This is a genomic window from Helicobacter pylori, from assembly GCF_003636935.1.
Classification (GTDB): Bacteria; Campylobacterota; Campylobacteria; order Campylobacterales; family Helicobacteraceae; genus Helicobacter; species Helicobacter pylori_CH.
Window position 1 is genome coordinate 76,177 of sequence record NZ_MVVH01000002.1, and the last position, 26,575, is coordinate 102,751.

General features: G+C 38.6%; 29 protein-coding genes, 1 tRNA gene and 1 pseudogene. 21 read left to right on the forward strand and 10 right to left on the reverse strand.

The window, feature by feature from the left end; genetic code table 11:
* The gene (locus EAL87_RS01915) at positions 1-861 is read right to left on the reverse strand and encodes an outer membrane beta-barrel protein (RefSeq protein ID WP_120912750.1); all 861 of its coding nucleotides are present in this window, start codon (positions 859-861) and stop codon (positions 1-3) included.
* The gene (locus tag EAL87_RS01920) at positions 851-1,573 is read right to left on the reverse strand and encodes a hypothetical protein (protein ID WP_000523331.1); all 723 of its coding nucleotides are present in this window, start codon (positions 1,571-1,573) and stop codon (positions 851-853) included. Before EAL87_RS01920 ends, EAL87_RS01915 begins: the two co-directional genes overlap by 11 nt.
* Positions 1,574-1,720: 147 nt before the next feature.
* Between EAL87_RS01920 and panB the strand changes: the two genes are divergently transcribed.
* The 9 genes from panB to EAL87_RS01965 all read left to right on the forward strand — a co-directional run bounded on the left by panB (position 1,721) and on the right by EAL87_RS01965 (position 7,168).
* Complete coding sequence (gene panB, locus EAL87_RS01925) at positions 1,721-2,533, forward strand: 3-methyl-2-oxobutanoate hydroxymethyltransferase (RefSeq protein ID WP_120912751.1); 813 nt, start codon at positions 1,721-1,723, stop codon at positions 2,531-2,533.
* Positions 2,534-3,544, forward strand: a complete 1,011-nt coding sequence (gene ruvB, locus EAL87_RS01930) for a Holliday junction branch migration DNA helicase RuvB (RefSeq protein ID WP_000664487.1) — start codon at positions 2,534-2,536, stop codon at positions 3,542-3,544.
* A 67-nt stretch (positions 3,545-3,611) separates the two neighbouring features.
* Positions 3,612-4,094, forward strand: a complete 483-nt coding sequence (gene tatB / locus EAL87_RS01935) for a Sec-independent protein translocase protein TatB (protein WP_120912752.1) — start codon at positions 3,612-3,614, stop codon at positions 4,092-4,094.
* Entirely contained in the window at positions 4,087-4,821 is a 735-nt protein-coding gene (gene tatC, locus EAL87_RS01940) for a twin-arginine translocase subunit TatC (RefSeq protein ID WP_120912753.1), read from the forward strand. The genes tatB and tatC overlap by 8 nt, the downstream gene beginning before the upstream one ends.
* Positions 4,822-5,859: a tRNA preQ1(34) S-adenosylmethionine ribosyltransferase-isomerase QueA gene (queA, locus tag EAL87_RS01945; protein WP_120912754.1), complete on the forward strand. Its 1,038-nt coding sequence runs from the start codon at positions 4,822-4,824 to the stop codon at positions 5,857-5,859.
* Positions 5,856-6,392, forward strand: a complete 537-nt coding sequence (gene rsmG, locus EAL87_RS01950) for a 16S rRNA (guanine(527)-N(7))-methyltransferase RsmG (protein WP_120912755.1) — start codon at positions 5,856-5,858, stop codon at positions 6,390-6,392. Before queA ends, rsmG begins: the two co-directional genes overlap by 4 nt.
* A complete protein-coding gene (locus EAL87_RS01955; protein ID WP_162972530.1) occupies positions 6,386-6,628 on the forward strand; it encodes a PP0621 family protein in 243 nt (80 codons plus the stop codon). The genes rsmG and EAL87_RS01955 overlap by 7 nt, the downstream gene beginning before the upstream one ends.
* Before the next feature lie 2 nt (positions 6,629-6,630).
* A complete protein-coding gene (locus EAL87_RS01960) occupies positions 6,631-7,038 on the forward strand; it encodes a hypothetical protein (protein ID WP_120912757.1) in 408 nt (135 codons plus the stop codon).
* Positions 7,039-7,080: 42 nt separating this feature from the next.
* Positions 7,081-7,168, forward strand: a tRNA-Ser gene (locus EAL87_RS01965).
* Position 7,169: 1 nt separating this feature from the next.
* Here EAL87_RS01965 and EAL87_RS01970 read toward each other — a convergent pair.
* Complete coding sequence (locus EAL87_RS01970; RefSeq protein ID WP_120912758.1) at positions 7,170-7,772, reverse strand: outer membrane protein; 603 nt, start codon at positions 7,770-7,772, stop codon at positions 7,170-7,172.
* A gap of 290 nt (positions 7,773-8,062) precedes the next feature.
* On the opposite strand from EAL87_RS01970, the gene EAL87_RS01975 reads away from it, so the two are divergent.
* From EAL87_RS01975 to EAL87_RS02010, 8 genes and pseudogenes are all read left to right on the forward strand, one after another.
* Positions 8,063-8,437 carry a chemotaxis response regulator CheY gene (locus tag EAL87_RS01975; protein WP_000772151.1) on the forward strand — a complete coding sequence of 125 codons (375 nt, stop codon included), beginning with the start codon at positions 8,063-8,065 and terminating at the stop codon, positions 8,435-8,437.
* Positions 8,438-9,439, forward strand: coding sequence for a 50S ribosomal protein L11 methyltransferase (gene prmA / locus EAL87_RS01980; RefSeq protein WP_120912759.1), 1,002 nt, complete (start codon positions 8,438-8,440; stop codon positions 9,437-9,439).
* A gap of 8 nt (positions 9,440-9,447) precedes the next feature.
* Positions 9,448-11,334 carry an ATP-dependent zinc metalloprotease FtsH gene (ftsH, locus tag EAL87_RS01985; RefSeq protein ID WP_120912760.1) on the forward strand — a complete coding sequence of 629 codons (1,887 nt, stop codon included), beginning with the start codon at positions 9,448-9,450 and terminating at the stop codon, positions 11,332-11,334.
* A gap of 14 nt (positions 11,335-11,348) precedes the next feature.
* The gene (locus EAL87_RS01990; RefSeq protein WP_120912761.1) at positions 11,349-11,603 is read left to right on the forward strand and encodes a hypothetical protein; all 255 of its coding nucleotides are present in this window, start codon (positions 11,349-11,351) and stop codon (positions 11,601-11,603) included.
* The gene (pssA, locus tag EAL87_RS01995; protein WP_001122192.1) at positions 11,593-12,306 is read left to right on the forward strand and encodes a CDP-diacylglycerol--serine O-phosphatidyltransferase; all 714 of its coding nucleotides are present in this window, start codon (positions 11,593-11,595) and stop codon (positions 12,304-12,306) included. Before EAL87_RS01990 ends, pssA begins: the two co-directional genes overlap by 11 nt.
* Positions 12,303-14,528, forward strand: coding sequence for a copper-translocating P-type ATPase CopA (copA, locus tag EAL87_RS02000; RefSeq protein ID WP_120912762.1), 2,226 nt, complete (start codon positions 12,303-12,305; stop codon positions 14,526-14,528). Before pssA ends, copA begins: the two co-directional genes overlap by 4 nt.
* A complete protein-coding gene (gene copP, locus EAL87_RS02005) occupies positions 14,529-14,729 on the forward strand; it encodes a copper-binding metallochaperone CopP (RefSeq protein WP_120871704.1) in 201 nt (66 codons plus the stop codon). It begins immediately after the preceding gene.
* Between the two features lie 175 nt (positions 14,730-14,904).
* A pseudogene (locus EAL87_RS02010) lies at positions 14,905-15,722 on the forward strand (hypothetical protein).
* A gap of 22 nt (positions 15,723-15,744) precedes the next feature.
* Here EAL87_RS02010 and csd4 read toward each other — a convergent pair.
* A complete protein-coding gene (gene csd4, locus EAL87_RS02015; RefSeq protein ID WP_120912763.1) occupies positions 15,745-17,061 on the reverse strand; it encodes a DL-carboxypeptidase Csd4 in 1,317 nt (438 codons plus the stop codon).
* A 148-nt stretch (positions 17,062-17,209) separates the two neighbouring features.
* Between csd4 and EAL87_RS02020 the strand changes: the two genes are divergently transcribed.
* Positions 17,210-17,725: a flagellar FLiS export co-chaperone gene (locus EAL87_RS02020; protein WP_120912764.1), complete on the forward strand. Its 516-nt coding sequence runs from the start codon at positions 17,210-17,212 to the stop codon at positions 17,723-17,725.
* 3 nt (positions 17,726-17,728) lie between these two features.
* Here EAL87_RS02020 and EAL87_RS02025 read toward each other — a convergent pair whose 3' ends face one another.
* The 6 genes from EAL87_RS02025 to pyrB all read right to left on the reverse strand — a co-directional run bounded on the left by EAL87_RS02025 (position 17,729) and on the right by pyrB (position 24,442).
* Entirely contained in the window at positions 17,729-18,724 is a 996-nt protein-coding gene (locus tag EAL87_RS02025) for a HoxN/HupN/NixA family nickel/cobalt transporter (RefSeq protein ID WP_120912765.1), read from the reverse strand.
* 125 nt (positions 18,725-18,849) lie between these two features.
* Positions 18,850-19,419 carry a restriction endonuclease gene (locus EAL87_RS02030; RefSeq protein WP_120912766.1) on the reverse strand — a complete coding sequence of 190 codons (570 nt, stop codon included), beginning with the start codon at positions 19,417-19,419 and terminating at the stop codon, positions 18,850-18,852.
* Positions 19,420-19,422: 3 nt separating this feature from the next.
* The gene (locus EAL87_RS02035) at positions 19,423-20,046 is read right to left on the reverse strand and encodes a neuraminyllactose-binding hemagglutinin family protein (protein ID WP_120912767.1); all 624 of its coding nucleotides are present in this window, start codon (positions 20,044-20,046) and stop codon (positions 19,423-19,425) included.
* On the reverse strand, positions 20,040-21,695 hold the full coding sequence (locus EAL87_RS02040) for an ABC transporter ATP-binding protein (RefSeq protein ID WP_120912768.1): 1,656 nt from the start codon (positions 21,693-21,695) through the stop codon (positions 20,040-20,042). The genes EAL87_RS02035 and EAL87_RS02040 overlap by 7 nt, the downstream gene beginning before the upstream one ends.
* A gap of 90 nt (positions 21,696-21,785) precedes the next feature.
* Positions 21,786-23,225, reverse strand: a complete 1,440-nt coding sequence (gene hofB, locus EAL87_RS02045; protein ID WP_120912769.1) for an outer membrane beta-barrel protein HofB — start codon at positions 23,223-23,225, stop codon at positions 21,786-21,788.
* 293 nt (positions 23,226-23,518) lie between these two features.
* The gene (pyrB, locus tag EAL87_RS02050; protein ID WP_120912770.1) at positions 23,519-24,442 is read right to left on the reverse strand and encodes an aspartate carbamoyltransferase; all 924 of its coding nucleotides are present in this window, start codon (positions 24,440-24,442) and stop codon (positions 23,519-23,521) included.
* Between the two features lie 66 nt (positions 24,443-24,508).
* Here pyrB and EAL87_RS02055 point away from each other — a divergent pair, with 66 nt between their 5' ends.
* Genes EAL87_RS02055 through EAL87_RS02065 form a run of 3 tightly spaced genes read left to right on the forward strand, consistent with a single transcriptional unit; the run spans position 24,509 to position 26,539 of the window.
* The gene (locus EAL87_RS02055; protein WP_045005447.1) at positions 24,509-25,024 is read left to right on the forward strand and encodes a hypothetical protein; all 516 of its coding nucleotides are present in this window, start codon (positions 24,509-24,511) and stop codon (positions 25,022-25,024) included.
* Positions 25,024-25,731 carry a 23S rRNA (cytidine-2'-O)-methyltransferase TlyA gene (gene tlyA, locus EAL87_RS02060; protein ID WP_120912771.1) on the forward strand — a complete coding sequence of 236 codons (708 nt, stop codon included), beginning with the start codon at positions 25,024-25,026 and terminating at the stop codon, positions 25,729-25,731. The genes EAL87_RS02055 and tlyA overlap by 1 nt, the downstream gene beginning before the upstream one ends.
* Positions 25,697-26,539 (forward strand): bifunctional riboflavin kinase/FAD synthetase, encoded by an 843-nt coding sequence (locus EAL87_RS02065; protein ID WP_120912772.1) that lies wholly within the window; start codon positions 25,697-25,699, stop codon positions 26,537-26,539. Before tlyA ends, EAL87_RS02065 begins: the two co-directional genes overlap by 35 nt.
* The last annotated feature ends 36 nt before the right edge of the window (positions 26,540-26,575 follow it).

Here is a 26,575-nt window from a genome sequence, read left to right on the forward strand (position 1 = left end):
TTACAATAAATAGTTGTAACTAATATAATAAATATTAGTGCTTTTAAAATAATATAAAAAGGTTTGCGAGGTTTCTTTTAAGGGAGGCATTTTTAAGGCTAATTCAAAGCGGTGTTTGAGATTAAGCGTCATGCTCACCCCTAAATTTAACACCAGTCCAAAGGCGTTAGGCTGTGAATACCCTTTAATCTCTTTTAAATTTTGATACATCCCATTCCACCCCACTCCAACGCCTCCAAATATCCCTAACGCAAACCTTTTTTCTTTGTCAATAGGCTTATCCATCAACAAATCAATATTCAAGCTTGCGGTTTGATAAGAGGCTAAAGAATCGCTTTTAAACCCTTTCATCGCCCCCCCTAAATATTCCCCATAAAAGCGTAAGGCGCTAATCCCGTTAGCAAAATACTTTTGATACCCGCTCCTTAAACCATACAACAAAGGAGAAGCTTGGATGCCGCTTAAAAACTCAAACTTCTCATAAGGATGAGCGTTAATCCCTATATCGCCAAGGATTACGCCTATAAAAAAACCGCTCTTATTTTTAGCCATTCGTTGGAATAAGATGGATTCATTCTTTTCATGCAATTCCCCTTTGAGCATGTAAAGTTGGCGTTTTTTCTTATGGATTTCTTCAAGCAGGCTTTTTTCATCAACACTCTTTGCAACTTCTTTTTTTTCTTCATTAAGCTCTAGCGTTTGGGTGCGTTTTTCTTCCAAAAGAATGGGAGCGTCTTTAGGGGTATTTTCTTCAATCATGTTTTCTTCAGTCGTATTCTCTTGAGCCGTATTTTCTTCAGCGTGCAAGCTTAATGCCAAGCTTAAACATAAAATAAGATTTCTTATTTTTTTAGAACACATATTGATACCCAATGCTTGCTATAGCTCCCCACCAAGTCTCTTTTGAAGAATTAGATTGCAAAAAAGGGAAATTATTTAAAATTTTAAATTCAAATTCAATGCGGTTTTTTTCTAATACCGTTAGAGCCAAACCCGCATTAAAAGACATCCCCCATTCCGCCGTGTAATTCACCCCATGCGCTACAACCCCTAAACCTAAACCCATATAACCCCCCATATAAAGGTATTTTCCCACGAAGGGTAAGGGAATGTCCAATAAAAAATCCCCATTCAGCATAACCGATTGAAACCCCACGCTCCCAAAGCCCGCTTTTTTAGGGGCCCCTCCATAATATTGGATATAAATGCGCCTGCCAATGATATTGGGCTTGACCAAGCGTGCAAAAAACGACGGCCTGAAAGTTTGATAGCCAAAACGCAAGCCATAAGCGAACAAATAATTTAAAATATTCCCGGTAATGCTAGAGCTATTAGTTCTAACCATAATCTCATGGTTATAAAAAAACCCGGTATTGATCCCTAAAATAAGCCCGCTTTTAGCGTTCGCCCTTTTTAAGTCTCTGATCAATTCTTCAACTTCTTTATCTTCATAGGCTTTATAATACTTGATATATTTGTAATACTTTGGGTCTAGGGTGTCATAATCAAGCGCATTCAATCCTGCATAAAACCCCATTAAAGACCATAAAATAGCTCGCTTCTTAAGACCCAAAATCGCCAAATCCCTTGAATTGTTTGTTAAAAGTTTCTTTCAATTATACTAAAATAATCAAAATACTCAGTTAAAATGGGGTAAAATTTTCACCCACCCTTAAAATCATGCTACAATGCCACCATATTTAAACCATAGGATTTTCCAATGAGCATGCAAACCGCCCAAACCAAAAAAATCACTCTCAACCATCTCCAAGCTAAAAAAAATCACGAAAAAATCATTGCCATTACCGCTTATGACGCGCTGTTCGCTCAAATATTTGATCCGCTAGTGGATGTGATTTTAGTGGGCGATAGTTTGAATATGAGTTTTTTCAATCAAAACGACACTTTAAGCGCGAGTGTGGAAATGATGCTCTATCACACTAAAGCGGTTTGTGCGGGCGCTAAGATTCCTTTTATCATCACGGACATGCCCTTTGGAAGTTATAAAGATGAAAAAACAGCCCTAAAAAACGCCATCAGAGTTTATAGAGAAACCCAAGCGAGCGCGATCAAACTAGAAGGCGGAAAAGAAAAAGCAAAGCTCATTAAAACGCTCACTAATGAGGGCGTTATTGTGGTAGGGCACATCGGCTTAATGCCCCAATTCGTGCGTCTTGATGGAGGTTATAAGATTAAGGGCAAAAATGAAGAGCAACAAAAAAAGCTTTTAGAAGACGCCTTGAGTTTAGAAGAAGCCGGGGTGGGTTTGTTGGTTTTAGAGGGTATAACCACCCCTATCGCTCAAACAATCACGCAAAAAATCAAAATCCCCACGATCGGCATAGGGAGCGGCAAGGATTGCGACGGGCAGATTTTAGTGTGGAGCGACATGTTAGGCTTTTTTGATAGCTTTAAACCTAAATTCGTGCGAGAATACCTTAAGGGGAAAGAATTGATTCAAAACGCTATCAAACAATACGCTGATGATGTGAAAAAGGGAAACTTCCCTAACGAATTAGAAAGTTATCATTAAATGAAAGAACGGATAGTCAATTTAGAAACCTTGGATTTTGAAACTTCTCAAGAAGTGAGTTTGCGCCCTAATCTTTGGGAAGATTTTATCGGTCAAGAAAAGATTAAAAGCAACTTGCAAATTTCTATTTGTGCGGCTAAAAAACGCCAAGAAAGTTTGGATCACATGCTCTTTTTTGGCCCGCCCGGTTTGGGTAAAACTTCAATCAGCCATATCATCGCTAAAGAAATGGAAACCAATATCAAAATCACCGCCGCTCCCATGATAGAAAAAAGCGGTGATTTAGCCGCCATTTTGACTAATTTGCAAGCTAAAGACATTCTTTTTATTGATGAAATCCACCGGCTTAGCCCGGCGATTGAAGAGGTTTTATACCCGGCTATGGAAGATTTTAGACTGGATATTATCATAGGCTCAGGCCCGGCCGCTCAAACCATTAAAATTGATTTACCCCCTTTCACCCTCATCGGCGCTACCACTAGAGCTGGAATGCTCTCTAACCCCTTAAGAGACAGATTTGGCATGAGTTTTAGAATGCAATTTTATAGCCCTAGCGAACTAGCCCTCATCATCAAAAAAGCCGCCGTTAAACTCAACCAAGACATCAAAGAAGAAAGCGCTGATGAAATCGCTAAAAGGAGTAGAGGCACGCCAAGGATCGCTTTAAGGCTTTTAAAAAGGGTGCGCGATTTTGCACTCGTTAAAAATTCAAGCTTGATGGATTTAAACATCACTTTGCATGCTTTGAATGAATTAGGCGTGAATGAATTGGGCTTTGATGAAGCGGATTTGGCGTATTTATCTTTGTTGGCTAACGCTCAAGGAAAGCCGGTGGGTTTGAACACGATTGCAGCGTCTATGAGAGAAGATGAAGGCACGATTGAAGACGTGATTGAGCCTTTTTTACTCGCTAATGGTTATTTAGAGCGCACCGCTAAAGGCCGAATCGCCACGCCTAAAACCCACGCGCTTTTAAAAATCCCCACTTTAAACCCCCAAACTTTATTTTAATCTTGTTTAGAAAGAAAATTACACTACAATAACGATAAAATTTTAAAGGGTGTAAAAGTAGATCATTATGTTTGGCATGGGCTTTTTTGAAATCCTTGTGGTGTTGGTTGTGGCGATTATTTTTTTAGGGCCAGAAAAATTCCCCCAGGCTGTCGTGGATATGGTGAAATTTTTTCGTGCGGTTAAAAAAACGCTCAATGACGCTAAGGACACTTTAGATAAAGAAATCAATATTGAAGAAATCAAAAAAGAAACTCTAGAGTATCAAAAACTCTTTGAAAATAAAGTGGAGAGTCTTAAAGGCGTTAAGATTGAAGAATTAGAAGACGCTAAAATAACTGCAGAAAAGGAGATTAAAAGCATTCAGGATTTGATGCAAGATTACCAACAAAGCCTAGAAAACAACGCACCCCCTAACCATTCCAATAAAGAAGTTTCCAATGAAGAAGCCTTAAATGAAGAAATTTCAAACGATGAATCTCTTAAAGAAGTCCAATTAGCAACCGATAACAACGCCAAAGAACACGACAAAGAAAAAGAGCATGTTTGAAGATTTAAAACCGCATTTACAGGAATTAAGAAAGCGTTTGATGGTTTCTGTAGGAACGATTTTAGTGGCGTTTTTGGGGTGCTTTCATTTTTGGAAAAATATTTTTGAATTTGTTAAAAATTCTTATAAAGGCACGCTCATTCAGCTCTCCCCTATTGAAGGGGTCATGGTAGCGGTTAAAATCAGTTTTTCAGCCGCTATCGTCATTTCCATGCCCATTATTTTTTGGCAATTGTGGCTTTTTATCGCTCCAGGGCTTTATAAGAATGAAAAAAAAGTGATTTTGCCTTTTGTGTTTTTTGGGAGCGGCATGTTTTTAATTGGGGCGGCGTTTTCTTATTATGTGGTGTTTCCTTTCATCATTGAATACTTAGCCACTTTTGGGAGCGATGTGTTTGCGGCTAATATTTCTGCGTCCAGTTACGTGAGCTTTTTCACGCGCTTGATTTTAGGCTTTGGCGTGGCGTTTGAACTGCCTGTTTTGGCGTATTTTTTAGCTAAAGTGGGCTTGATTACCGATGCGAGCTTGAAAGCGTATTTCAAATACGCTATTGTAGTGATTTTTATTGTAGCAGCCATTATCACTCCCCCTGATGTGGTGAGTCAAATCTTTATGGCGTTGCCCTTAGTGGGGCTTTATGGGCTTTCTATTTTAATCGCTAAAATAGTCAATCCGGCTCCCAAAGACGAAGAAGACACCAAAGAGAATACAAAGAGCGAGCTGTAGTTGAAAGAATTTGATTTAGAAAGCTATGATTACCATTTGCCTAAAGAATTGATCGCAAGCTATCCCATTTTGCCCAAAGAAAAGGCTAAATTACTCGTATATGAAAGGCGTTCGCAAACAATCACGCACACCACTTTTGAACATGTTTTAGATTTTTTCCCTAAAAACGCCCTTGTGGTGTTGAACGACACTAAAGTGATGAAAGCTAGGCTTTTTGGATCTAAACATGCCTTTTTGCCATCAAAAACGACCGAAGTGTTTTTCCACCGCTTTTTTAAAGACAATAGCGCTTTAACTCAAATCAAGGGCAAGATCAAAGTGGGGGACAAAATCTTTTTTGATGAAAATCATTACGCTGAAGTTTTGGAATTGCTTCATAACGGCCAGCGCTTGATCGCTTTTTATGACCATAAAACTCCTTTAAATCAAGCGAATATCTTAAAGCTTTTAGAACAATACGGGCATATGCCTTTGCCCCCCTACATTAAAAGAGCGGATGAAAGTTTGGATGTGCATGAATACCAGAGCGTGTTCGCTAAACACATCGGTGCAGTGGCTGCCCCTACAGCGTCATTGCATTTTTCTCAAAATACTTTAGAAAATTTATTGAAAGACTTTAAACACGCTTTTTTAACCTTGCATGTGGGGGCTGGAACTTTTCTTGGCGTAGAAACTAAAGATATTAGAGAGCATCAAATCCATACAGAAGTTTTGCATATTCCTAAAAAGAGCCAAGAAATTTTGCGAGAATCCCAAGAGATTTTATGCATCGGCACGACCGCTTTAAGGAGCGTGGAATATTTCAAGCGTTTAAAAACCCCTAATCAAGAGGCGTTTGAATGCGATATATTCTTGCATCTTGCTAATCCGATCCAGCATGCTAATCACTTGCTCACTAATTTCCATTTGCCTAAATCTAGCCTTTTAATGCTTGTGAGCGCGATGATAGGCTTAGAAAAAACCAAAGAAATCTACAAAATAGCCATAGAAAAGAAGTATCGTTTTTATTCTTATGGCGATGGGATGCTGATTTTATGAATCCCTTATTGCAAGACTATGCACGCATCCTTTTAGAATGGAATCAAACGCACAACTTGAGCGGCGCGAAACGTTTAAGCGAGTTAGAACCCCAGATCACAGACGCTCTAAAACCCTTAGAATTTGTCAAAGATTTTAAAAGTTGCTTGGATATTGGGAGCGGGGCGGGACTTCCGGCTATCCCTTTAGCCCTTGAAAAACCGGAAACGCAATTCATTCTTTTAGAGCCAAGAATGAAAAGAGCGGCTTTTTTAAACTACCTTAAAAGCGTTTTGCCTTTAAACAATATTGAAATTGTTAAAAAGCGTTTAGAAGATTATCAAAATCTTTTACAAGTGGATTTAATCACTTCTAGAGCGGTCGCTAGCTCTTCTTTTTTGATAGAAAAAAGCCGACGCTTCCTAAAAGATAAGGGGTATTTTTTATTCTATAAAGGCGAGCAGTTAAAAGATGAAATCGCTTGTAAAGACACTGAATGCTTTATGTGCAAAAAGCGCATTTATTTTTACAAATCAAAGGAAAGTTTATGTTAAGAATTTTAATCCCCTTACTCATTATTGTATGGATTTTATGGCGTTTGTTTTTGAGGCAAAAACCCCACAAAGACGACCCCAAAGACAACCACTCTTACACGCAACAAACCCCCAAAGAATTAGAAGATCACATGATTGTATGCTCTAAATGCCAAACCTATGTCTCTAGCAAAGACGCTATTTATAGCGGAGCAGTGGCGTATTGCAGTGAAACTTGTTTGAAGAATAAGAGGTAAAAATGCTTATTTTAGGACACCCTTTAATCCCTAGCGTTCGTTTTATTTTCATTAAAAACACCGATGGCATTCATTCTAGCACTAATAACGATATAGTGTGTTTTGAAGCGCACCCAAAAAATTTGGAATTAGCTAAGTATTGCTGTGAAAATGGCGTCAATTTTAGCGTGATCTTTTCATCGCACAAGATAGAGACGGACGCCTTTTTTTTATTCAACGCTTTCAAACCGCTCTATTGTATTTTTAAAGATATTAAGCAAGCCATACTCGCCCAACAACACGCCACTAATTACTTATTAGATAGCAAAATCTTGTTTTCTATGGATTTAAACGATACAGAATCATGGGAAATTTGCGCTAAAAATCAGATTGATGGCGTTATTTCTAAAGACTCACTCCTTTTAGAATAAGCCCTTTTTAAACAAATCTTAGTTATAATAAGCCCTTTTTAAGGGGAGATGTCCGAGTGGTTGAAGGAGCACGCCTGGAACGCGTGTAAGGTGCAAGCCTTCGAGGGTTCGAATCCCTCTCTCTCCGCCATTTAAAAATGCCACGAATGCGAAATAAAAAACAAAAAACTCCTTTCAAACAAGCTGCGCCTTTCAGGGGTTAGAAAGATTTTCATGCCAATTTCCACATCCACCTTATGATATAAAACGATCGTGCGAAACTGCACCCCAAATTTCCCGATAGCCCTAAAATAAGTGTTACGAAAATTGAAATCTTTTAATGAATCCCAAGTGTTCACCACCAAATCTTTGACTTTATTGTTGAGTATCCATGTGTTAGCGGCTAGTTGCAAGCCAAAGAAAAAAGCCCAGCGGTTGATAGGGTTTTTAGCGTAGGCGACCATGAAATCCCCTCCCACCCCATAAGTGAACATGTTCGCTTGCAAAGTGGAGTCCTCATTGAAAAGCACATTACCATAATCTATAAAGAAATAATACCTAGAATAAGCCCAATCGTTTTTAGGATTCACTTCATAGCCTTGAAGGATTGAAGCCCCTTGTAAAAGCTTGTTGGTGTTTAAAGGGCGCATAAACACCGTGCCTATTTGATAAGAAGAAGACATGTAACTCAAATTTTCAGCATTTAAAATATTTAAAAAACTTATACTCAGTATTAAAATTCTTAAATAATGCACTTACTTGTAAAATCCTTGTCTTTCTTTTTTCAAACCATCCAATGACCCTTTATCGCACTCAAAGAGTTATTTTATTACTTTTAAACGATTATCATAGCAAACAAACTGAATTTTTTTACAAATGAGAACGCTTGTTGAACGCTCCATTTAGCCAATGATTATTGTCGGTCAAGGTAATTTTAATCAAAACATGCTATTATTTGGAACGATTTATTATTATAAGGCGTTTAGGACGCTTTGGCTGTTTAAAAAGAGCCTGATTTAAATGCAATCTTAAAAGGAGAAGCGCTTTGAAACTACTGGTAGTAGATGATAGCTCAACTATGAGGAGAATTATTAAAAACACACTTTCACGCTTAGGCTATGAAGATGTTTTAGAAGCTGAGCATGGGGTGGAAGCTTGGGAGAAACTAGACGCTAATGCGGACACTAAGGTGCTGATTACAGATTGGAACATGCCTGAAATGAACGGCTTGGATCTCGTTAAAAAGGTGCGCTCTGATAGCCGTTTTAAAGAAATCCCTATTATTATGATCACCACAGAGGGCGGTAAGGCTGAGGTCATTACGGCTTTGAAAGCGGGCGTGAACAACTACATTGTGAAGCCTTTTACCCCCCAAGTTTTGAAAGAAAAATTAGAGGTTGTTTTAGGGACGAACGATTGAGTGTTAAAGCCAATGTATTATGAGTTTTTCTTTATCTTCCCTAAGGAGCGAGAGCTTTTTGAGAGCTTTCTTTTAGACGCCACGCATCTAGCCTTAGAAGAATCAAGCTTAGAGGATTTAAAAGCGTTTAATGATAAAGAAACCATTGAGTTTATAAGCCAATCCAATTGGCATTATTTCGCTACTCATGACCCCCTGAAGGAAGATTTGAAAGAAAATTTAAAGGAAAAACCCCCACACTTTGATCATTTCGTTATTTTACGCTCTCAAAAGGATTTGAATAACTCGCTCATTCCAGCATTAGAAGCGTTTTGCTTGAGTTTAAAACAAAACTTGCAAAACGAGTTTGATTTTTTTTATCTTTCACGCAATCTGGCTTCAAAAGACTGGCTAGAAGCCTACAAACAAGCTATTTTACCGGTGCAATGCGCCAAATTTTACATACACCCTAGCTGGCATCAAAAACCAAGCCATATCGCTACAAATGATAGCATAATGATTGATCCGGCTTTGGCCTTTGGATCAGGCCATCATGAAAGCACTTCTATGTGCTTGGAATTGCTTTCTAACCTTGATTCAAGGCATAAAAACGCTTTAGATGTGGGCTGTGGGAGCGGGATTTTAAGCATCGCTTTAAAAAAACAAGGCGTTAGTGCATTGATCGCTTGCGATACAGATAGTTTAGCCGTTGAAGAAACCCTAAAAAATTTTAGCTTGAATCAAATACCCCTATTAACGCAAGATAGAGTCATTCATGGCTCTACGCAAAAAATTGAAGGGCGTTTTGATATTATTGTGGCGAACATTGTCGCTGATGTGATTAAGAGTTTGTATAGTGAATTTGTGCGGCTTTGTAACCACACTCTTATTTTATCAGGGATTTTAGAAACCCATTTAAACTCTGTTTTACAGATCTATTATAATGGATTTGAGGTTTTAGAACAACGACAGCGTAACGAATGGGTTGCTCTAAAATTGCTTAAAAAACAATCAATAAATTAAGGATTATAATGAAACCAACGAACGAACCTAAAAAACCTTTTTTTCAAAGTCCTATTATCCTTGCGGTTCTTGGAGGGATTTTACTCATCTTTTTTCTACGCTCTTTCAATTCTGATGGCAGTTTTTCGGACAACTTCTTAGCTTCTAGCACTAAAAATGTGAGCTACCATGAAATCAAGCAACTCATCAGCAATAATGAAGTGGAAAATGTGAGTATCGGTCAAACTTTGATCAAAGCCAGCCATAAAGAGGGCAACAATCGTGTGATTTATATCGCTAAACGAGTGCCTGATTTAACTTTAGTGCCTTTGTTAGACGAGAAAAAAATCAATTATTCTGGTTTTAGCGAGTCTAACTTTTTTACGGACATGTTAGGGTGGCTTATGCCTATTTTAGTGATTTTAGGGCTATGGATGTTTATGGCGAACCGCATGCAAAAAAACATGGGTGGGGGTATTTTTGGCATGGGGAGCACGAAAAAACTCATTAACGCTGAAAAACCTAATGTGCGTTTTAATGACATGGCAGGCAATGAAGAAGCCAAAGAAGAAGTGGTAGAAATCGTAGATTTCTTAAAATACCCTGATCGCTACGCCAATTTAGGGGCTAAAATCCCTAAAGGCGTGTTATTAGTAGGGCCTCCAGGAACCGGTAAAACCCTTTTGGCAAAAGCAGTGGCCGGCGAAGCGCATGTGCCGTTTTTCTCTATGGGAGGGAGCAGTTTTATTGAAATGTTTGTGGGCTTAGGGGCAAGCAGGGTTAGGGATTTATTTGAAACCGCTAAAAAACAAGCCCCTAGCATCATTTTTATTGATGAAATTGATGCCATAGGTAAAAGCAGAGCGGCTGGAGGCGTGGTGAGCGGGAATGATGAAAGAGAGCAAACCCTAAACCAGCTCTTAGCCGAAATGGATGGCTTTGGGAGCGAAAACGCACCTGTGATTGTCTTAGCGGCAACGAACCGCCCTGAAATCTTGGATCCAGCCTTAATGCGTCCAGGGCGCTTTGACAGGCAAGTTTTAGTGGATAAGCCTGATTTTAACGGCAGAGTGGAGATTTTAAAAGTGCATATTAAAGGTGTGAAACTCGCTAATGATGTGAATTTGCAAGAAGTCGCCAAACTCACCGCAGGGCTTGCGGGAGCGGATTTAGCGAATATCATCAATGAGGCCGCACTTTTAGCAGGACGAAACAACCACAAAGAAGTCAAACAACAGCATCTAAAAGAAGCCATTGAAAGAGGGATTGCGGGGTTAGAAAAGAAAAGCCGACGCATCAGTCCTAAAGAAAAGAAAATCGTCGCCTACCATGAAAGCGGGCATGCCGTGATTTCTGAAATGACTAAAGGGAGCGCTAGGGTGAATAAAGTCTCTATCATCCCAAGGGGCATGGCGGCTTTAGGCTACACCCTTAACACGCCTGAAGAAAACAAATACTTGATGCAAAAACACGAACTCATCGCTGAAATTGATGTGCTTTTAGGCGGCAGAGCGGCTGAAGATGTCTTTTTGGAAGAAATTTCTACCGGTGCGAGCAACGATTTAGAAAGAGCGACTGATATTATTAAAGGCATGGTGAGTTACTACGGCATGAGCAGTGTCAGCGGGCTTATGGTGTTAGAAAAGCAACGGAACGCCTTTTTGGGAGGTGGTTATGGAAGCAGTAGGGAATTTAGCGAAAAAACCGCAGAGGAGATGGATCTATTCATTAAAAACCTGCTAGAAGAACGCTATGAGCATGTCAAACAAACCTTAAGCGACTACAGAGAAGCGATTGAAATCATGGTCAAGGAGTTGTTTGACAAAGAAGTCATTACAGGCGAAAGGGTGCGTGAAATCATCAGCGAATACGAGGCTGCCAACAATTTAGAAAGCCGTTTGATCCCTTTAGAATAGCAAGCGAGTTAAAAGTGCGAGCTTATAAACAGATTTTTGATAAGGGTTTAAAGCCTTATGATAAACATTCTGTTTGTGTAAAGCTTTTTTTTAGATTTTGTTTTCTAAAAACCAGCACTTATCAACAGCGTTATAAAGCGTTTGCTTTAACGCTCTTTTCTTGTAAGTTTTTTAACGCTTGTAAAGTTTTAATTCCCATAATGGATTTTAAAATCGTTTTTATTCCTATTCTAAAAGCCAAGTTAAAAAGAATCTCTAATGCCTATTAACCCTCTCTATCTTTTCCCCAATCTTTTCACCGCTAGCAGTATTTTTTTAGGCATGATGAGTATTTTTTACGCTTCCAGTTACCAATTTGTCATGGCATGCTGGTTAGTGGTAGCGAGTCTTATTTTAGACGGGCTTGATGGGCGTGTCGCAAGGCTTACCAACACCACTAGCAAGTTTGGTATAGAATTTGACTCCTTAGCTGATGTAATCGCTTTTGGAGTAGCCCCAAGCTTAATCACTTACTTTTATGTGGGGTATAACTTTGGGCGCATAGGCATGGCGGTGAGTGCGTTGTTTGTGATTTTTGGAGCGATACGATTGGCGCGATTCAATATCAGCACGAACACAAGCGACCCCTATTCTTTCATCGGTATCCCTATTCCTGCTGCGGCGGTATTGGTGGTGCTTTGTGTGTTATTGGATAACAAATACCATTTTTTAGAAGGGAATACCGAAAAGTTATTTTTAAGCTTTATTGTCTTATTAGGGGTGCTTATGGTGAGCAATATCCGCTACCCTAATTTTAAAAAAGTCAAATGGAATCTCAAGCTTTTCATCTTAGTGTTGATTTTTTTATCGTTAGTGTTTGTGCGCCCTTTAGAGGCTTTAAGCGTGTTTATGGGGTTGTATTTGATTTATGGCATCATTCGGTGGCTCTTTTTAATGGTAAAAATTATTTTTAATAAAAATAAAAGCGCATGAAAGAATCTTTTTACATAGAGGGAATGACTTGCACGGCGTGTTCTAGCGGGATTGAACGCTCTTTAGGGCGTAAAAGTTTTGTGAAAAAAATAGAAGTGAGTCTTTTAAATAAGAGCGCTAACATTGAATTTAATGAAAACGAAACCAATTTAGACGAGATTTTTAAACTCATTGAAAAACTGGGTTATAGCCCTAAAAAAACTCTAGCGGAAGAAAAAAAAGAATTTTTTAGCCCTAATGTTAAATTAGCGTTGGCGGTTATTTTCACGCTTTTTGTGGTGTATCTTTCTATGGGAGCGATGCTTAGCCCTAGTCTTTTACCTGAAAGCTTGCTTACGATTAACAATCATAGTAATTTTTTAAACGCTTGCTTACAGTTTATAGGCACTCTCATTGTCATGCATTTGGGGAGGGATTTTTACATTCAAGGGTTTAAAGCTTTATGGCACAGACAGCCTAACATGAGTAGCCTTATCGCCATAGGCACAAGCGCTGCCTTAATCTCAAGCCTGTGGCAATTGTATTTCGTTTATACAAGCCAGTGGTCTTATGGGCATTATTATTTTGAAAGCGTGTGCGTGATTTTAATGTTTGTGATGGTGGGCAAACGCATTGAAAATGTTTCTAAAGACAAAGCTTTAGATGCTATGCAAGCCTTGATGAAAAATGCCCCAAAAACCGCCCTTAAAATGCAAAATAACCAACAGATTGAGGTTTTAGTGGATAGCATTGTGGTGGGGGATATTTTGAAAGTTCTCCCTGGAAGCGCGATTGCGGTGGATGGCGAAATCATAGAGGGCGAAGGGGAATTAGATGAGAGCATGTTAAGCGGAGAAGCGTTACCGGTTTATAAAAAAGTCGGCGATAAAGTCTTTTCAGGGACATTCAATAGCCACACGAGTTTTTTAATGAAAGCCACACAAAATAACAAAAACAGCACCTTGTCTCAAATTATAGAAATGATCCATAACGCTCAAAGCTCAAAGGCAGAGATTTCTCGCTTAGCGGATAAGGTTTCAAGCGTGTTTGTGCCAAGCGTGATCGCTATCGCTATTTTAGCGTTTGTGGTGTGGCTCATCATCGCGCCTAAACCTGATTTTTGGTGGAATTTTGGGATCGCTTTAGAAGTGTTTGTATCGGTTTTAGTGATTTCTTGCCCTTGCGCTTTGGGGTTGGCTACGCCTATGAGTATTTTAGTAGCGAACCAAAAAGCGAGTTCTTTAGGTTTATTTTTTAAAGACGCTAAAAGTTTAGAAAAAGCAAGGCTAGTTAATACGATCGTTTTTGATAAAACCGGCACGCTCACTAACGGCAAACCTGTCGTTAAGAGCGTTCATTCTAAGATAGAATTATTAGAGCTATTGAGTTTAGCGAGCAGCATTGAAAAGAGCAGCGAACATGTCATTGCTAAAGGGATTGTAGAATACGCCAAAGAGCATAACGTTCCCTTAAAAGAAATGAGTGAAGTTAAAGTGAAAACGGGTTTTGGCATCAGCGCTAAAACAGATTATCAAGGCGCTAAAGAGATTATCAAAGTAGGCAATAGCGAGTTTTTTAACCCTATTAACACGCTAGAAATTCAAGAAAAGGGGATTTTAGTGTTTGTGGGTAAAGTGATCAATGAAAAAGAAGACGAGCTTTTAGGGGTGTTTGTTTTAGAAGATTTACCCAAAAAAGGCGTGAAAGAGCATATCGCTCAAATCAAAAAATTAGGCATTAACACCTTTCTTTTAAGCGGGGACAATAGAGAGAATGTCCAAAAATGCGCACTTGAATTAGGGATAGATGGTTATATCAGCAACGCTAAACCACAAGACAAGCTCAACAAGATTAAAGAGCTTAAAGAAAAAGGGCAGATCGTAATGATGGTGGGCGATGGCTTGAATGACGCTCCTAGCCTTGCCATGAGCGATGTGGCGGTAGTGATGGCTAAAGGGAGCGATGTGAGCGTGCAAGCAGCGGATATTGTGAGTTTTAACAACGATATTAAATCGGTTTATAGCGCGATTAAATTAAGCCAGGCGACCATTAAAAATATCAAAGAAAATTTGTTTTGGGCTTTTTGTTATAATAGCGTGTTTATCCCTTTAGCTTGTGGGGTTCTTTATAAGGCTAATATCATGTTAAGCCCGGCGATTGCGGGTTTAGCGATGAGCTTAAGCTCTGTGAGTGTGGTCTTAAACGCCCAAAGGCTAAGGAATTTTAAAATTAAGGATCATTGAATGAAAGCAACTTTTCAAGTGCCAAGCATTACTTGCAGCCATTGCGTGGATAAAATTGAAAAATTTGTGGGCGAAATTGAAGGCGTGAATTTTATTGATGTGAGCGTGGAAAAAAAGAGCGTGGTTGTGGAATTTGAAGCTCCAGCGACACAGGATTTGATCAAGGAAGCTTTATTAGATGCGGGGCAAGAAGTAATATAATAAAGGTGTGTGATATAGAAGTATCGGGTTAAAAAACGCAACATTCAAAAAGGTTGTTGGTCTTTTAATGCTTTGTTTGGGTGTTTTTGCAACCGCTAGAAAAAAGAGGAGTTTTAGGCAAAAACACTCGTAATCCAACATCAAAAAGAAGTTGTCAAACACCTAAAGGATAAGCATGGGTATCAAAGAAAAAGAAATTGAGCTTGAAACCTTAAAGCGAGAGATCGCACAAGCGGAAGCGAGTTTGGAGCAAGATTTTATTAAGCACATGGTGGATAAGACGAGCGAGAAAGTGGAAGATTTGTTTTTTAACAACAAACCCGAGTTTTATCGGTTTGTTTTCACGGAGCAAAACAACTACTTGAGAGAAAAACTCACGGACAAAGTGAGCAAAGCGATGGATCTAAGCGATGAAATCCAAAGAGATAAAACAGAAAACGAATCTTTAGAAAATGGCACGAAATTCAAAAAGAGGTTTGTGTTTGAGTTGCAAGATGATTTGATATTTTTGAAAACAAAAAGAAATACCTATACCGCTAAAACCGAGCATGAAAATTTTCAAGAAAGGTTATTAGCGGCTAAAGACGCTTTTAGATTGATCAAAGCAAATGATTTTAAAACTAAAATTTACCCCTTTCAAATCACCCTACGCTTAAAAACAAAACATGTCGTTGTTTTTAAATGGTTGAAAAAAGAAACCATCAAACGCTTTATTAAAAAGGATCTTTTCACCGAAACCCTATCCATAGAATAACGGATAAAAGAGGGCGAAAATACGCCTTAATCGCAAACTATAACCATGCAAGCGATATTATTGGGCTAACGCTTGATGATAAAACCTACACCACCACCCTCTATTATCAAAAACCGCTTTTTGACCTAATTAAAAATTCTAATTTTAATTTGAAAATCAAAGACAACACGCTAGAAATAAATCAAGCTAAAAACACCTATTTGCTTAAAGCGAAAAATGCCAAAACCCTTGAATATTAAAAGACAATGAGTTTTATCATTCCTACACAAATTTCACTAAGATCATCCCGCTAAACGCGTTGTTTTTGTAAAATTCTATGCGATAGATCCTTTCTTGCTTGTCCAGTGAAAAGCGTTTTTGAAAATCTTTAAATCTAATCGTATAGCCCGCTTCATTAGGTTTATTTTCATTAGAAACGCTAAAGCCAATCACATTCGCGCGGATATTATCCATGTCATGGATATAAAAACTCTCTTTCACTTCAACCATGCTCCCTATCTTAACCATTTGATCCTTATTGTCAATTTGCATTTTCACTTCTTCTAAAGAATGATCAAACTCTATGTAAAAGGGCGATAATCGTGTCATGAGCTTGTTGCCGTATTTTAAAAACACTTCTTGTTTGTTTTTGACTAGTCCTACAATGTAAGCGTTGCTCTCTATGGGGATTTGCGGGATTTTAGTGTTGTGGGGTAAAGGGAAATGGTTGAGTTTAGGGCGTAAGTTAAAAAGGGGCATTTGGGGTAGAGAGCTGATTTTTGCCCACAAACTTTTATCATTGATTAAAGCATGCACGCTGCTAGGGTTAAGCTCAAAATCGCGCTCAAAAGGGATATTGAGCTGATTGAGTAGGCCCTCAATGGCTTGCAAATGGTAAAACACCCTTGATGCTAAAGGGAGTTCTTTACTGGCTTCATTGGCAAAAGCGCTCTTTTTTTGGTTGATCGCATAAAAAGTCAGGGCTTTTTGCATTTCTGTATCGCCTTGTGCGGTGCGCGTGTTTTTTAAATGGTATTTTTCAATAGGGTGCAATAAATGGGCGTTGATGCTCTCAATCGTATTGTTTGCAAAAATAAGCAAATTAGGGAATTTCGCCCCCTTAACTTCATCTTGATCAATAATAAAGCAATTCCCCCAGCGCTTAGGATTGAGCATCGCATCAATATAATTAGGGCGGTAATACCCACCGCCATCATGCAAATGCAAGACGGCATCCACGCTGGGTTTTGCAATCAAGGATTTGATTTCTTGGATAGTGGGGTATTCAGGGTCATTCTTGTCTAAAGCGGCAAATTTGCGGTTCATATCCCCATACAAGCCCCTATGATTTCTTAACATAGAAGGCTTGTTTAATACCGGAACCACTTCAACCAAGCCTTTTAAAACGCTATAATGCATTAAAAACAAATTAGTTGCATTAAACCCTCCAGGCTCATCGCCTTGAATCCCTGCTAAAAGCAACAAATGGGGGGCTTTGTCTCTATCCTCTAAATCTGTAGGGGCTTTTTCTATCGTTTCTATCGCATGCGAAAACACCCAAGAACACAAGCCCCACACTAAAAACCATATTTTTTTCATCCAATCTCTCTACTATTTGAAACTAAAAGATCGCTAATTATACCTAAAACCTTTTTTTAATTGAGCTTATTGGGGGCTTATTTAATATTTCCATAAAAAAGGAACGAAAAATGCTTGTGATCGTTTAATTCTATTTAAAAGGTTTTTTATGGATATTTTAAAAACTCTTCAAAAGCATTTGGGCGGTGTTGAAACAAGCGATTTTAAAACCAATGCGATAGAAAAATCCCAACAAATCGCTAAATTCAGTAGGGACATGAAAAATATAAACGAGAGCGTTGGAGCGTTACAAGTCTTGCAAATCGCTTGCAAAAAGCTTTTCAATAAGAGCATGGGTTTAGAAGATAAAGACGCTTTGCAAGCTTCTATCATCAAACAGGAATTACGAGAAATTGTAGAAAATTGCCAGTTTTTAGCCTCCCCTTTGTTTGACACCCAGCTCAACATTGCCATTAACGATGAAGTTTTTTCCATGATTGTGGCTAATCCTTTGAATTTATTGGAAAATGTTGGCGGGTTTCAAGCTTATTTGGAAGAAAAATTAAACGAAATTAAGGAATTATTAGGCTATTTGAGCGAAAGCCTTTCAAACCCTAAAGCCTTTACGCCAAGTTTTTCAAATAAAAGCCTTAAAGATTTGTTGAGCGATAACTTGAGGGCTTAAAATCTAGCTCTCTAATTTAGAAAATTTGATTTTCCATAAAAAGAACGAGCCTAAAAACGCTATTACGAATAAGCCCACCAAGTAATAGCCCAAGTCTGTAAATTCCAGGCTTTGTAAGGTGTTTAAAAGGCGGTTTTCAAATTTTAAATGGAGTTTCTCGCTAACGACTTGAAAAAGCTCAATCAACCCAATAAAAAGCGCGATAAACACGCTTAAGGCTGTAATGGAGATGTTGTAGTAGATTTTTCTTAAAGGGGTTTTGAACGCCCAGTCATACGCCTTGAGCATGAACGCCCCATCTAAAGTGTCAAACAAACTCATGCCAGCGGCAAAAAGAATGGGTAAAGAAAGCATGCCCACCACACTCACTTTAATCGCGCTGCTAGAAAGGGCCAAAAGCGCAATTTCACTAGCGGTATCAAAGCCTAACCCAAAAAGAAAACCCACAGGATAAATATGCCACGACTTGGAAACGAAATTAAACAAGGGCTTAAAAAAGCGATTGAGTAAGCCCCTACTCGTTAAAAGCCGTTCAATCTCTTCATTTTGTTGCTGGCTCAAGCTTTCGTTAGAGTGCGATTTTTTGAATATTTTTAATAAATCCACTAAAATAATCGCATTCAATAGCCCTATAATGAGCAAAAAAAGCCCAGAAACTAAAGTCCCCACTACCCCCCCTATTTCTTCTAGCATCGGCGTATGCTCTTTAGCCCAAGCGATCGCAAACGCGCTGATGATAGTCATTAAAATCACCACGCTTGAATGCCCCATAGAAAAGTAAAACCCCACGCCATAGGCGTTTTTGCCTTGTTGGGTGAGCTTTCTTATGGTGTTGTCTATGCAAGCGATGTGATCCGCATCAAACGCATGCTTTGCCCCTAGCATGTAAGCCATAGACGCCGCCGCATAAAATGAAGTGTTATTAGCCATAAAGAGCAACGCTAAACCCAATGCATGCAAGAACACAATCGCTAAAAAATAAGGAAACCACAATTTCACAACGCGCCTTTTTGTAAAAATAATATTTTTTAGATAATTGTAATATATTTTGTTAAATTTAGAACATTTTAGGATTTGTTTTTTGATTATTTTCTGTAGATTTTTCTAAAAAATTTTTAAGGGGATTATTTTTTCCCACCCAAAAATTTGACCCATTCGTCTCTGTCAATCAAAAGCACTCCGTTAGCTTGAGCCAGTTTTTGAGCGGCGTGCGTGAAGTGGCTGTTGGTGATCACGCAAGCTTTTTCGCAAGCGTAGTAAGCTTTAGAAGAGACCACCTCTTGAATGGCTTTGGGCGAAACTTTATGCGAGTAGCGTTTGGCTTGAACCGCCCATTTGACGCCGTCTTTTTCCATAATCAAATCCGCTCCATAATCGCCGCTTTTTTGCGTGATGCTCACTTCAAAACCCTTTGAAGTGAAAAAGATTTTAGAATATTCTTCAAATTCAAAGCCGTTCATGGCGTCTATTTTTTGTAAAATGCGTTTGAGTTGGCGCTTCTTATACGAAGAAATAACGCCTTGAAAAAGCACTAATATGGAAAAAGCGCCAAGAAGCGCGAACAATTTTAAAAGCAAATCATTAGCCGAGACAGCTAATTTCAATTCTAGGGCTTTTTCCAATAAAACATGCCAAATTAAATAAATCCCTACCGAAAACAAAATGACAAAAATAAAGAATAAAATCTTTTTCATGCTTTAAAGCCATGTTGAATTTTCTGTAGCATTCAAACGCTTTTCTAAACCCTCCATAAGAGAGTAATAAGCTTTGTTAAGGGCTTTGATTAAAGCGTTATGATAGGTTTTGTCTTCTTGGGAAAAAAGAGAGGGGTTATCGCCCAAACGATTAGCGTAATAAACAGGCACGCTGAAAGCGGTGGGGATTAAAAGGGTGTCAAACGGGCAAGTGGTTTGCGGGACGCATTCTAAAATCAAGCTCGCTTGAAGGTTTAAAAAACGCATGACGGCTTTTGGGTCAGCGTTAGGCTCAATCGTCTTTTTAAGCCTTTCCTTAATGGCTTTTAAATCTTTAGGACTCTCTTCAAAAGAAAAAAAAACATTGCCTGAAACATTGAGAGTGAAACCCTTTTTATCTTTTAAAAAATAAGCGATTTGCTGGGTGAGCGCTTTTTTAAATTCTTTTTGGTAAAAGGGCGGCACAAAATGAGCGTTAAAAAAGATTTTAGGGGGGGTTAAAGTGAATGCGGTTTTTAAAGCACTATTTTTAGGGTAATCTTTATATTTTAAATGGAGCGTCGTTTTGTTGAAAAACTGACACCCTAGTAAAATAAAAGCAACACCAACGCTTAAAACCCTTAGCATTCTGTCAAACGCCCATGCTCTAATTTCACATGCTTAGTGGCTAATTTTAGCGTGCTTGGGTTGTGCGAGATGAGAATGATCAAGCGGTTTTGTTTCAATTCTAAAATGCTTTGTTTGATGCTCTCTTCTGTGTTATTGTCTAAAGCGGAAGTGGCTTCATCAAAGATTAAAACTTGAGCGTCTTTATACAAAGCTCTTGCAATGGCGATTCTTTGGCGCTGCCCGCCGCTAAGATTAGCGCCAAATTCATCTAAAACGCTCTCTATCCCATGAGGCATTTTTTCCACAAAATCTAAGGCTTGAGCCTTTTTTAAGCATTCTTTGATTTTTACCTCATCCATTTCTAAACCATAAGCCACATTTTCAGCCACGCTCCCGTTAAAAATAAACACCCTTTGAGTGACAACGCTAATCTTTTCCCTCAAGGATTTTTGAGTGATGCTCTCTATTTTTTGATCATTGATGAAAATTTCGCCCCTACTTGGCTCATAAAGGCGTAAGATCAGATTCACTAATGAGCTTTTACCGCTCCCGCTTTCGCCTTTTAGAGCGATGATTTCATTTTGTTGGAATTTCAAACTAATATCGCTTAAAACATAACGCTCTTGATTGTCTAGCGCATAAGCCAACCATACCTTTTTAAATTCAATGGTGTGTATGGCGTTATTTAGCGTCAATTCCCCATCAACAATAGCCGGCTCTCTTTCTAAAATCTCATGGATCCTGTCGCTAGCGACTAAGGCTTCTTGAAAATTAGAAACAATCCTAGTCAAGCGTTTAATCGGCGTATAAAGCATAAAAAGGGCTGTGATGAAAGAAAAAAACGCCCCCACGCTAATATGACCCCTAATCACTTCATTCCCCCCTAAATAAATCACTAACGCTATCGCAATCGAGCCTAAAAACTCCATTAAAGGCGAAGAAATTTCAGCCACGGCGATGTTTTTGATACCGATTTTAAAAAACGCTTCATTTTCTTTCACAAAAGCCTTATGCTCTAATTTTTCGCCATTAGAAATTTTAATCGCTTCCACATTGTTAAAGACTTCACTCAAACGAGCGGTGATTTTGGCGTTACTCTCTTGATGGGATTTAGCGAGTTTTTTAACCTTACGAATGATTTTACTGATAGGAATAGCAGCTAGCGGCATGATCACTAGCCCCACTAACGCCAATTTAGGGCTTTGATAGATCACCACCCCCACTAACCCAACAATCGTTAACCCCTCTCTTATACTCTCTGAAAGGTAATTGGATAAACTCGCTCTGATCAATCCTATATCATTGGTGATTCTTGCGATCAATTCGCCCTTTTTAGTCCTGTTAAAAAAATCCATTTCCATTTTGAGAAGGCTTTCTAACATAGTATTGCGTATTTTTTTGACAATATCAAGCCCAATAAAGTTAGTGAAATAAGTGCCTAAATACATGCCCCCACTCTTACCCAAATACGCCAAAATCACTAAAAAAGGCAGGATTTTGAGCATGTGAGTGTCTTTATTGATAAAAATTTCATCTAAAGTGGGCTTGACTAAATAAGTCCCCCAAGCCGTGCTTAAAGCCACCACTAAAGAAGAAAATAAAACCACTATAAAACTTTTATAATGCTCTTTAAGATATTGAGAATAACGCCTGAAAAAGAGTTTCAAATGCTTAACCTTTGGATTTGATTAAACTCGTATTATAGTGTTTTTATTAGGGGATTTTTAACGCTTTAATAAACAGCTTAAGGCTATCTATTAAAATTTAGCGCTAAGGGTTGTCATCAAATGGCTTCTGTCTGAATAAAGCGCTTTAGAGCCGGGTGTGGGCCTGTAGCTCCCTACCGTAAAGCCTGCATGCGTCATCACGCCCAAATATTCTAATTTCACGCTCGCTGTCAAACTCTTACTGATTTTATAGCCCACATTAACAGCCGCGCTCGCTTCATTGGCTAAAGTGCCGCTAGTCCAACGCCATAAAGTCCCCCACAGCCATTTTTTATGCACGCCCCCACCAAAAACCCAACCAGAGACGGCATCAGCGGTTACCACATGGCTTAAGGCTTGCCCTATATCATAAACGCTATTGGTCCAAAAATCAATGCCTAAAGGGTTTCCTGTCGTGCCTATGTAAGCGTTTGCGTTTTTCCACACTTTATAAAACGCTCCACCAAAATTAAATTCATTGTAATCAAATCGTTGCCTAATGAGCAAGCTTTGCCCGGCGGTACCCGCTTTCACAGCGTAACGATAAGTATCCCTTTTTAAGGGGGCATGGACAGGGAGTAAAATATAAGCTTTTGTTTCGGATCTAAAGCCCACGCCATCAAAATTAGGGTTACTATCATAGCCTATAGCCACCCCAGGGCTATAATAAGTCCCGGGCGAAAATTGGAAAAAAGGGCTGACGCTAATTCCTTTTCTTTCATAAGTGTAATTCACTAAATGGATACCATAATTCAAAGTGCGCCCGTTCTTAACCACGGTTCTTGGAGAATAAAAATCATAAATCCACTCCCCATAAGCGAACGCCCTACCCCATGAGCTAAACCACCATAATTTATGGCTTCCTTCATTTTTATCCTTGACTTTAGCACTGATTTCAAAGCCTTGCGTGTAACCGCTCATATAAGGAGCATTGGATTGATAACGCCCTCCTTTAGCTAAAAAAATATCTTTATAGCGGTATTCTAAAAAAGCGTTATTCATCAAGTAATTACGGCGGATTTTATTGGCCCTAGCGTTCCCGCACGCTATAGAATCAATCACTTTCCCATCAGAGCCAAGCGTGCACTCATGGATACTCGTGCCATCAAGCAAGGCTCTTTTACCCCCTAAATAGCCATCCCAATAACCGATGTAGTTATAAATAACCGATCCGCCTTGATTGAATTTCGTGCTATCATAAGCGATCCCTCCTAGCGTGCCACCGACTTTTCCCTCTAAAACATGCCCTTGATCTTTAAGGCCTTTGGATAAAAAATCCGCATAAATATTGCCCTGCCCTACAGCGGTTACAAAAGTCTCTGTAGGATAAATCCCCCTAGCTATGTCAATCTTTTTTTTATTAAAGCCAACTTTAGAAAAGGACTCCGCTAAAACTTCAATTTTATAATCAAACGCTTGCAAAGAAGCGCTTAAACTTAAAACATATAACCCACAAAAAACTTGATTCTTTAAAGGCGTGCTATTTTTCATTTTTTTCCTTTTAATAGCCAATACATCTTATAAGGTTATGACTTAAAGACTACAATTCTTAACTGATCTAAAAACAAAGAAACATAATCAAGCTATTTATTTACTTTTAATTAACTCAACTATTTTAGATTATAACGAAATTTTTTTAGTTTCATCATAAAATGAGATAAAGTAAATCAAAACTTAATCAAAGTGGGGTTTTTGTGCCGTTTTATCACCAAACCCATTTTTTAATATGAAAGTTCTTGTATTGATTTTAAAAAATACTAAAAAGCATTTTTTAAGTTTGATGATCAATCTAGTAGCAAAAATTCCAACACCGCCATGCGCATTGCCACGCCATTTTTGACTTGCTCTAAAACTTTGGATCGCTTGTCTTCTAACACCGCGCTTTCTATATCAATATCCCTATGCACTGGGCCTGGGTGTAAAATAATGACCTCTTTATTTTTAGCGTGAGTCTCTAGGCGTTGTTGGGTGATGCAATAAGCGTTGCCATAATCTTTCAAGCTCGCAAAAATGGGCGCGTTGTGGCGTTCGGTTTGGGTTCTCAAACTCATTAAAATGTCTGCAAATTCTATCGCTTCTTCAATGTTGTGCGTCGTTTTTAAAGAAGTGCTAGGGAGCATGGAGCTTGGAGCGCACAGCATGATCTCAAGCCCTAGTCTTTGGAGCAATTTAATGTTGCTATTAGCCACTCTGGAATTTTTCACATCGCCTATAAAAGCGATTTTCTTCCCTTTTAAATTTTCTAAACCGCCAAAATGCCGATAAAGGGTGAGCAAGTCTAATAACGCTTGGGTAGGATGAGTGCTCACGCCGCTTCCTGCATTAATCAAGGGGCATTGTGAAAATTCGGCTAATTTAAAAGGCGCGCTTGAAAAAGCATGCCGTGTGATGATAGCGTCAGGCTGCATGGCATGGATATTTTTAAAAGTGTCTATCAAAGTTTCACCCTTTGAAGTGGAGCTTGTTTGCATGTTTAATTTCACTATTTTTGCCCCCAACCTTAGGCTTGCGATTTCAAAACTAGACACCGTTCTGGTGGAATTTTCAAAAAATAAAGCCACGATGATTTTATTGTGCATTTTTTCTTTTGTTTCTAAAGATACGGCGTTAAAATCGTTCGCATAAACGCTCGCTTTTTCTAATAGAAGCTTGATTTCATCTAGGCTCAAATCGCTGGTTTGGAGCAAGTGTCGGCATTTTTTTGGCATAAAACCCCCTTTTAGTTATAATACAGATTTTATTTTAGCTAAAAATGGCATGGGTTTTAGCAAGGAATGGGCTTGAAAAATCTCTCAACACTTCTGGTGTTTTTATTCTTTTGTTTAGGGTGTGTGAGCAATTTTAATGAAGACACTTACACGCTAGACTTAGTGTTAGAAAAAAAAATCCAAGCCAGTAGGAAAGGCGAAATCACCAAAGATAATGTGCCTATCATCACGGCTATCGCTACGCATTTAAACGATGTGGATAGCGGCACTTACTATGACCATGAGTATTTTTTAGTGGAGATTTTCACGCAAAATAACGACTGGATAGATGATGGCTATATCTCTTATGAACTTTTTGGCACAAAACCTACAGGCTCAGAGCCTTTATGGGTGCGAGAAATCACAAAAGATGAATTTGATGGCATTTTAGAAACCACGAACAGGTGGAGTCGAGCTTTTTTGCTCGCTTTTAACAAATTGGATTATTTAGCGGTGCAAGAAGCCAAACTAGAGCTTGATGCCTATAGTTTAGGCAAGATTGTTTTTAATTTCGCTTATCAAGTCCCCTTACCTCAATTTTAATGCGCCTAGATTACGCTTTATTCAACCAGCATTTAGTGAGTAGCAGAGAAAAAGCTAAAGCACTGGTTTTAAAAAATCAGGTTTTAGTCAATCAAATGGTGGTTTCTAAACCCTCTTTTATCGTTAAAGAGGGGGATAAAATTGAACTCATCGCTGCAAATCCATTCGTTAGCAGGGCTGGGGAAAAATTAGGGGCTTTTTTAGAAACCCATTTCGTGGATTTTAAGGGAAAGGTGGTTTTAGATGTGGGAGTGAGCAAGGGGGGCTTTAGTGAAGTGGCTCTTTTAAAAGGGGCTAAAAAGGTGCTTTGCGTGGATGTGGGGAAAATGCAATTAGATGAGGGCTTGAAACAAGACAAGCACATAGAATGTTATGAAGAATGCGATATTAGAGGGTTTAAAACGCCAGAAAAAATTGATTTAGTGCTTTGTGATGTGAGCTTTATTTCTTTATATTGTATTTTAGAAGCGATTTTGCCTTTAAGCGGTGAATTTTTAGTGCTTTTCAAACCGCAATTTGAAGTGGGCAGAGCCACAAAACGCAATAAAAAGGGGGTGGTAATGGATAAAGAAGCTATTTTAAACGCTTTAGAAAACTTTAAAAACCATTTAAAAACAAAGGATTTTCAAATCTTAAAGATCCAAGAAAGCTTGGTGAAAGGGAAAAACGGGAATGTTGAATTTTTTATCCATTTCAAGCGAGCCTGAGATTAAAAGCTTAGCTATCGGTAAATTTGATGGCTTGCATTTAGGGCATCAAGCCCTTTTTAAGGAATTAAAAGATCCCAAAGCCCTTTTAATCATAGAAAAAAAACATTACACTAAAGGCTATTTAACCCCCCTAAAATACCGCGCTAAACTCGTGGGCATGCCTTTATTTTTTGTGTATTTAGAAGAGATTTCGCAATTAAACGCTTTAGAATTTTTAGAGCTTTTAAAAAAGAAATTCCCCCATTTAGAACGCCTGGTCGTGGGCTATGATTTCAGGTTTGGGCATGAGAGGCAAAACGACGCTTTGTTTTTAAAAGAGCGTTTTGAAAAAACCATTATTGTGCCTGAAGTGAAAATAAAAGAGATTAGCGTGCATTCTAAAACCATCAAACTAGCCCTAAGCCATGGCGACTTATCTTTAGCTAACAAGCTCTTAGGCAGGCCTTATGAAGTGCGCGGGGAAGTCATTAGCGATCAAGGCTTAGGGCATAAAGAATTAGTTCCTACTTTAAATATCAAAACTAAAGATTTTATCCTCCCTAGTTTTGGGGTGTATGCGAGTTTAGTGAAAATAAAGGATCAGATTTATCAAAAAAGCGTGAGTTTTATAGGCAATCGCTTGAGCGCGGATCAAAATTTCGCCATAGAATGCCATGTTCTTGATACGATCATAGAAAACCCGCCCAAAGAAATCGCTTTGCGTTGGGTTCAAAAAATACGAGACAACATGCGTTTTTCTTCGTTAAAAGAGCTTAAAAATCAGATCCAACAAGACATCTTAATGGCCAAAGAGATTTTGAGATAATTTGTGTTAAAATGGCTTTTAAAAACCTTAAAAATG

Excerpts from the sequence above, each read along its gene's own strand:
- panB (WP_120912751.1), top strand. The coding sequence starts at position 1,721 with ATGAGCATGCAAACCGCCCAAACCAAAAAAATCACTCTCAACCATCTC.
- copA (WP_120912762.1), top strand. The coding sequence starts at position 12,303 with ATGAAAGAATCTTTTTACATAGAGGGAATGACTTGCACGGCGTGTTCT.
- ruvB (WP_000664487.1), top strand. The coding sequence starts at position 2,534 with ATGAAAGAACGGATAGTCAATTTAGAAACCTTGGATTTTGAAACTTCT.
- copP (WP_120871704.1), top strand. The coding sequence starts at position 14,529 with ATGAAAGCAACTTTTCAAGTGCCAAGCATTACTTGCAGCCATTGCGTG.
- hofB (WP_120912769.1), bottom strand. The coding sequence starts at position 23,225 with ATGAAAAATAGCACGCCTTTAAAGAATCAAGTTTTTTGTGGGTTATAT.
- pssA (WP_001122192.1), top strand. The coding sequence starts at position 11,593 with ATGCCTATTAACCCTCTCTATCTTTTCCCCAATCTTTTCACCGCTAGC.
- EAL87_RS01915 (WP_120912750.1), bottom strand. The coding sequence starts at position 861 with ATGTGTTCTAAAAAAATAAGAAATCTTATTTTATGTTTAAGCTTGGCA.
- tatC (WP_120912753.1), top strand. The coding sequence starts at position 4,087 with ATGTTTGAAGATTTAAAACCGCATTTACAGGAATTAAGAAAGCGTTTG.
- EAL87_RS02020 (WP_120912764.1), top strand. The coding sequence starts at position 17,210 with ATGGATATTTTAAAAACTCTTCAAAAGCATTTGGGCGGTGTTGAAACA.
- EAL87_RS02065 (WP_120912772.1), top strand. The coding sequence starts at position 25,697 with ATGTTGAATTTTTTATCCATTTCAAGCGAGCCTGAGATTAAAAGCTTA.
- ftsH (WP_120912760.1), top strand. The coding sequence starts at position 9,448 with ATGAAACCAACGAACGAACCTAAAAAACCTTTTTTTCAAAGTCCTATT.
- EAL87_RS02055 (WP_045005447.1), top strand. The coding sequence starts at position 24,509 with ATGGGCTTGAAAAATCTCTCAACACTTCTGGTGTTTTTATTCTTTTGT.
- EAL87_RS01955 (WP_162972530.1), top strand. The coding sequence starts at position 6,386 with ATGTTAAGAATTTTAATCCCCTTACTCATTATTGTATGGATTTTATGG.
- tlyA (WP_120912771.1), top strand. The coding sequence starts at position 25,024 with ATGCGCCTAGATTACGCTTTATTCAACCAGCATTTAGTGAGTAGCAGA.
- EAL87_RS02035 (WP_120912767.1), bottom strand. The coding sequence starts at position 20,046 with ATGCTAAGGGTTTTAAGCGTTGGTGTTGCTTTTATTTTACTAGGGTGT.
- EAL87_RS02030 (WP_120912766.1), bottom strand. The coding sequence starts at position 19,419 with ATGAAAAAGATTTTATTCTTTATTTTTGTCATTTTGTTTTCGGTAGGG.
- rsmG (WP_120912755.1), top strand. The coding sequence starts at position 5,856 with ATGAATCCCTTATTGCAAGACTATGCACGCATCCTTTTAGAATGGAAT.
- tatB (WP_120912752.1), top strand. The coding sequence starts at position 3,612 with ATGTTTGGCATGGGCTTTTTTGAAATCCTTGTGGTGTTGGTTGTGGCG.
- pyrB (WP_120912770.1), bottom strand. The coding sequence starts at position 24,442 with ATGCCAAAAAAATGCCGACACTTGCTCCAAACCAGCGATTTGAGCCTA.
- EAL87_RS01960 (WP_120912757.1), top strand. The coding sequence starts at position 6,631 with ATGCTTATTTTAGGACACCCTTTAATCCCTAGCGTTCGTTTTATTTTC.
- csd4 (WP_120912763.1), bottom strand. The coding sequence starts at position 17,061 with ATGAAAAAAATATGGTTTTTAGTGTGGGGCTTGTGTTCTTGGGTGTTT.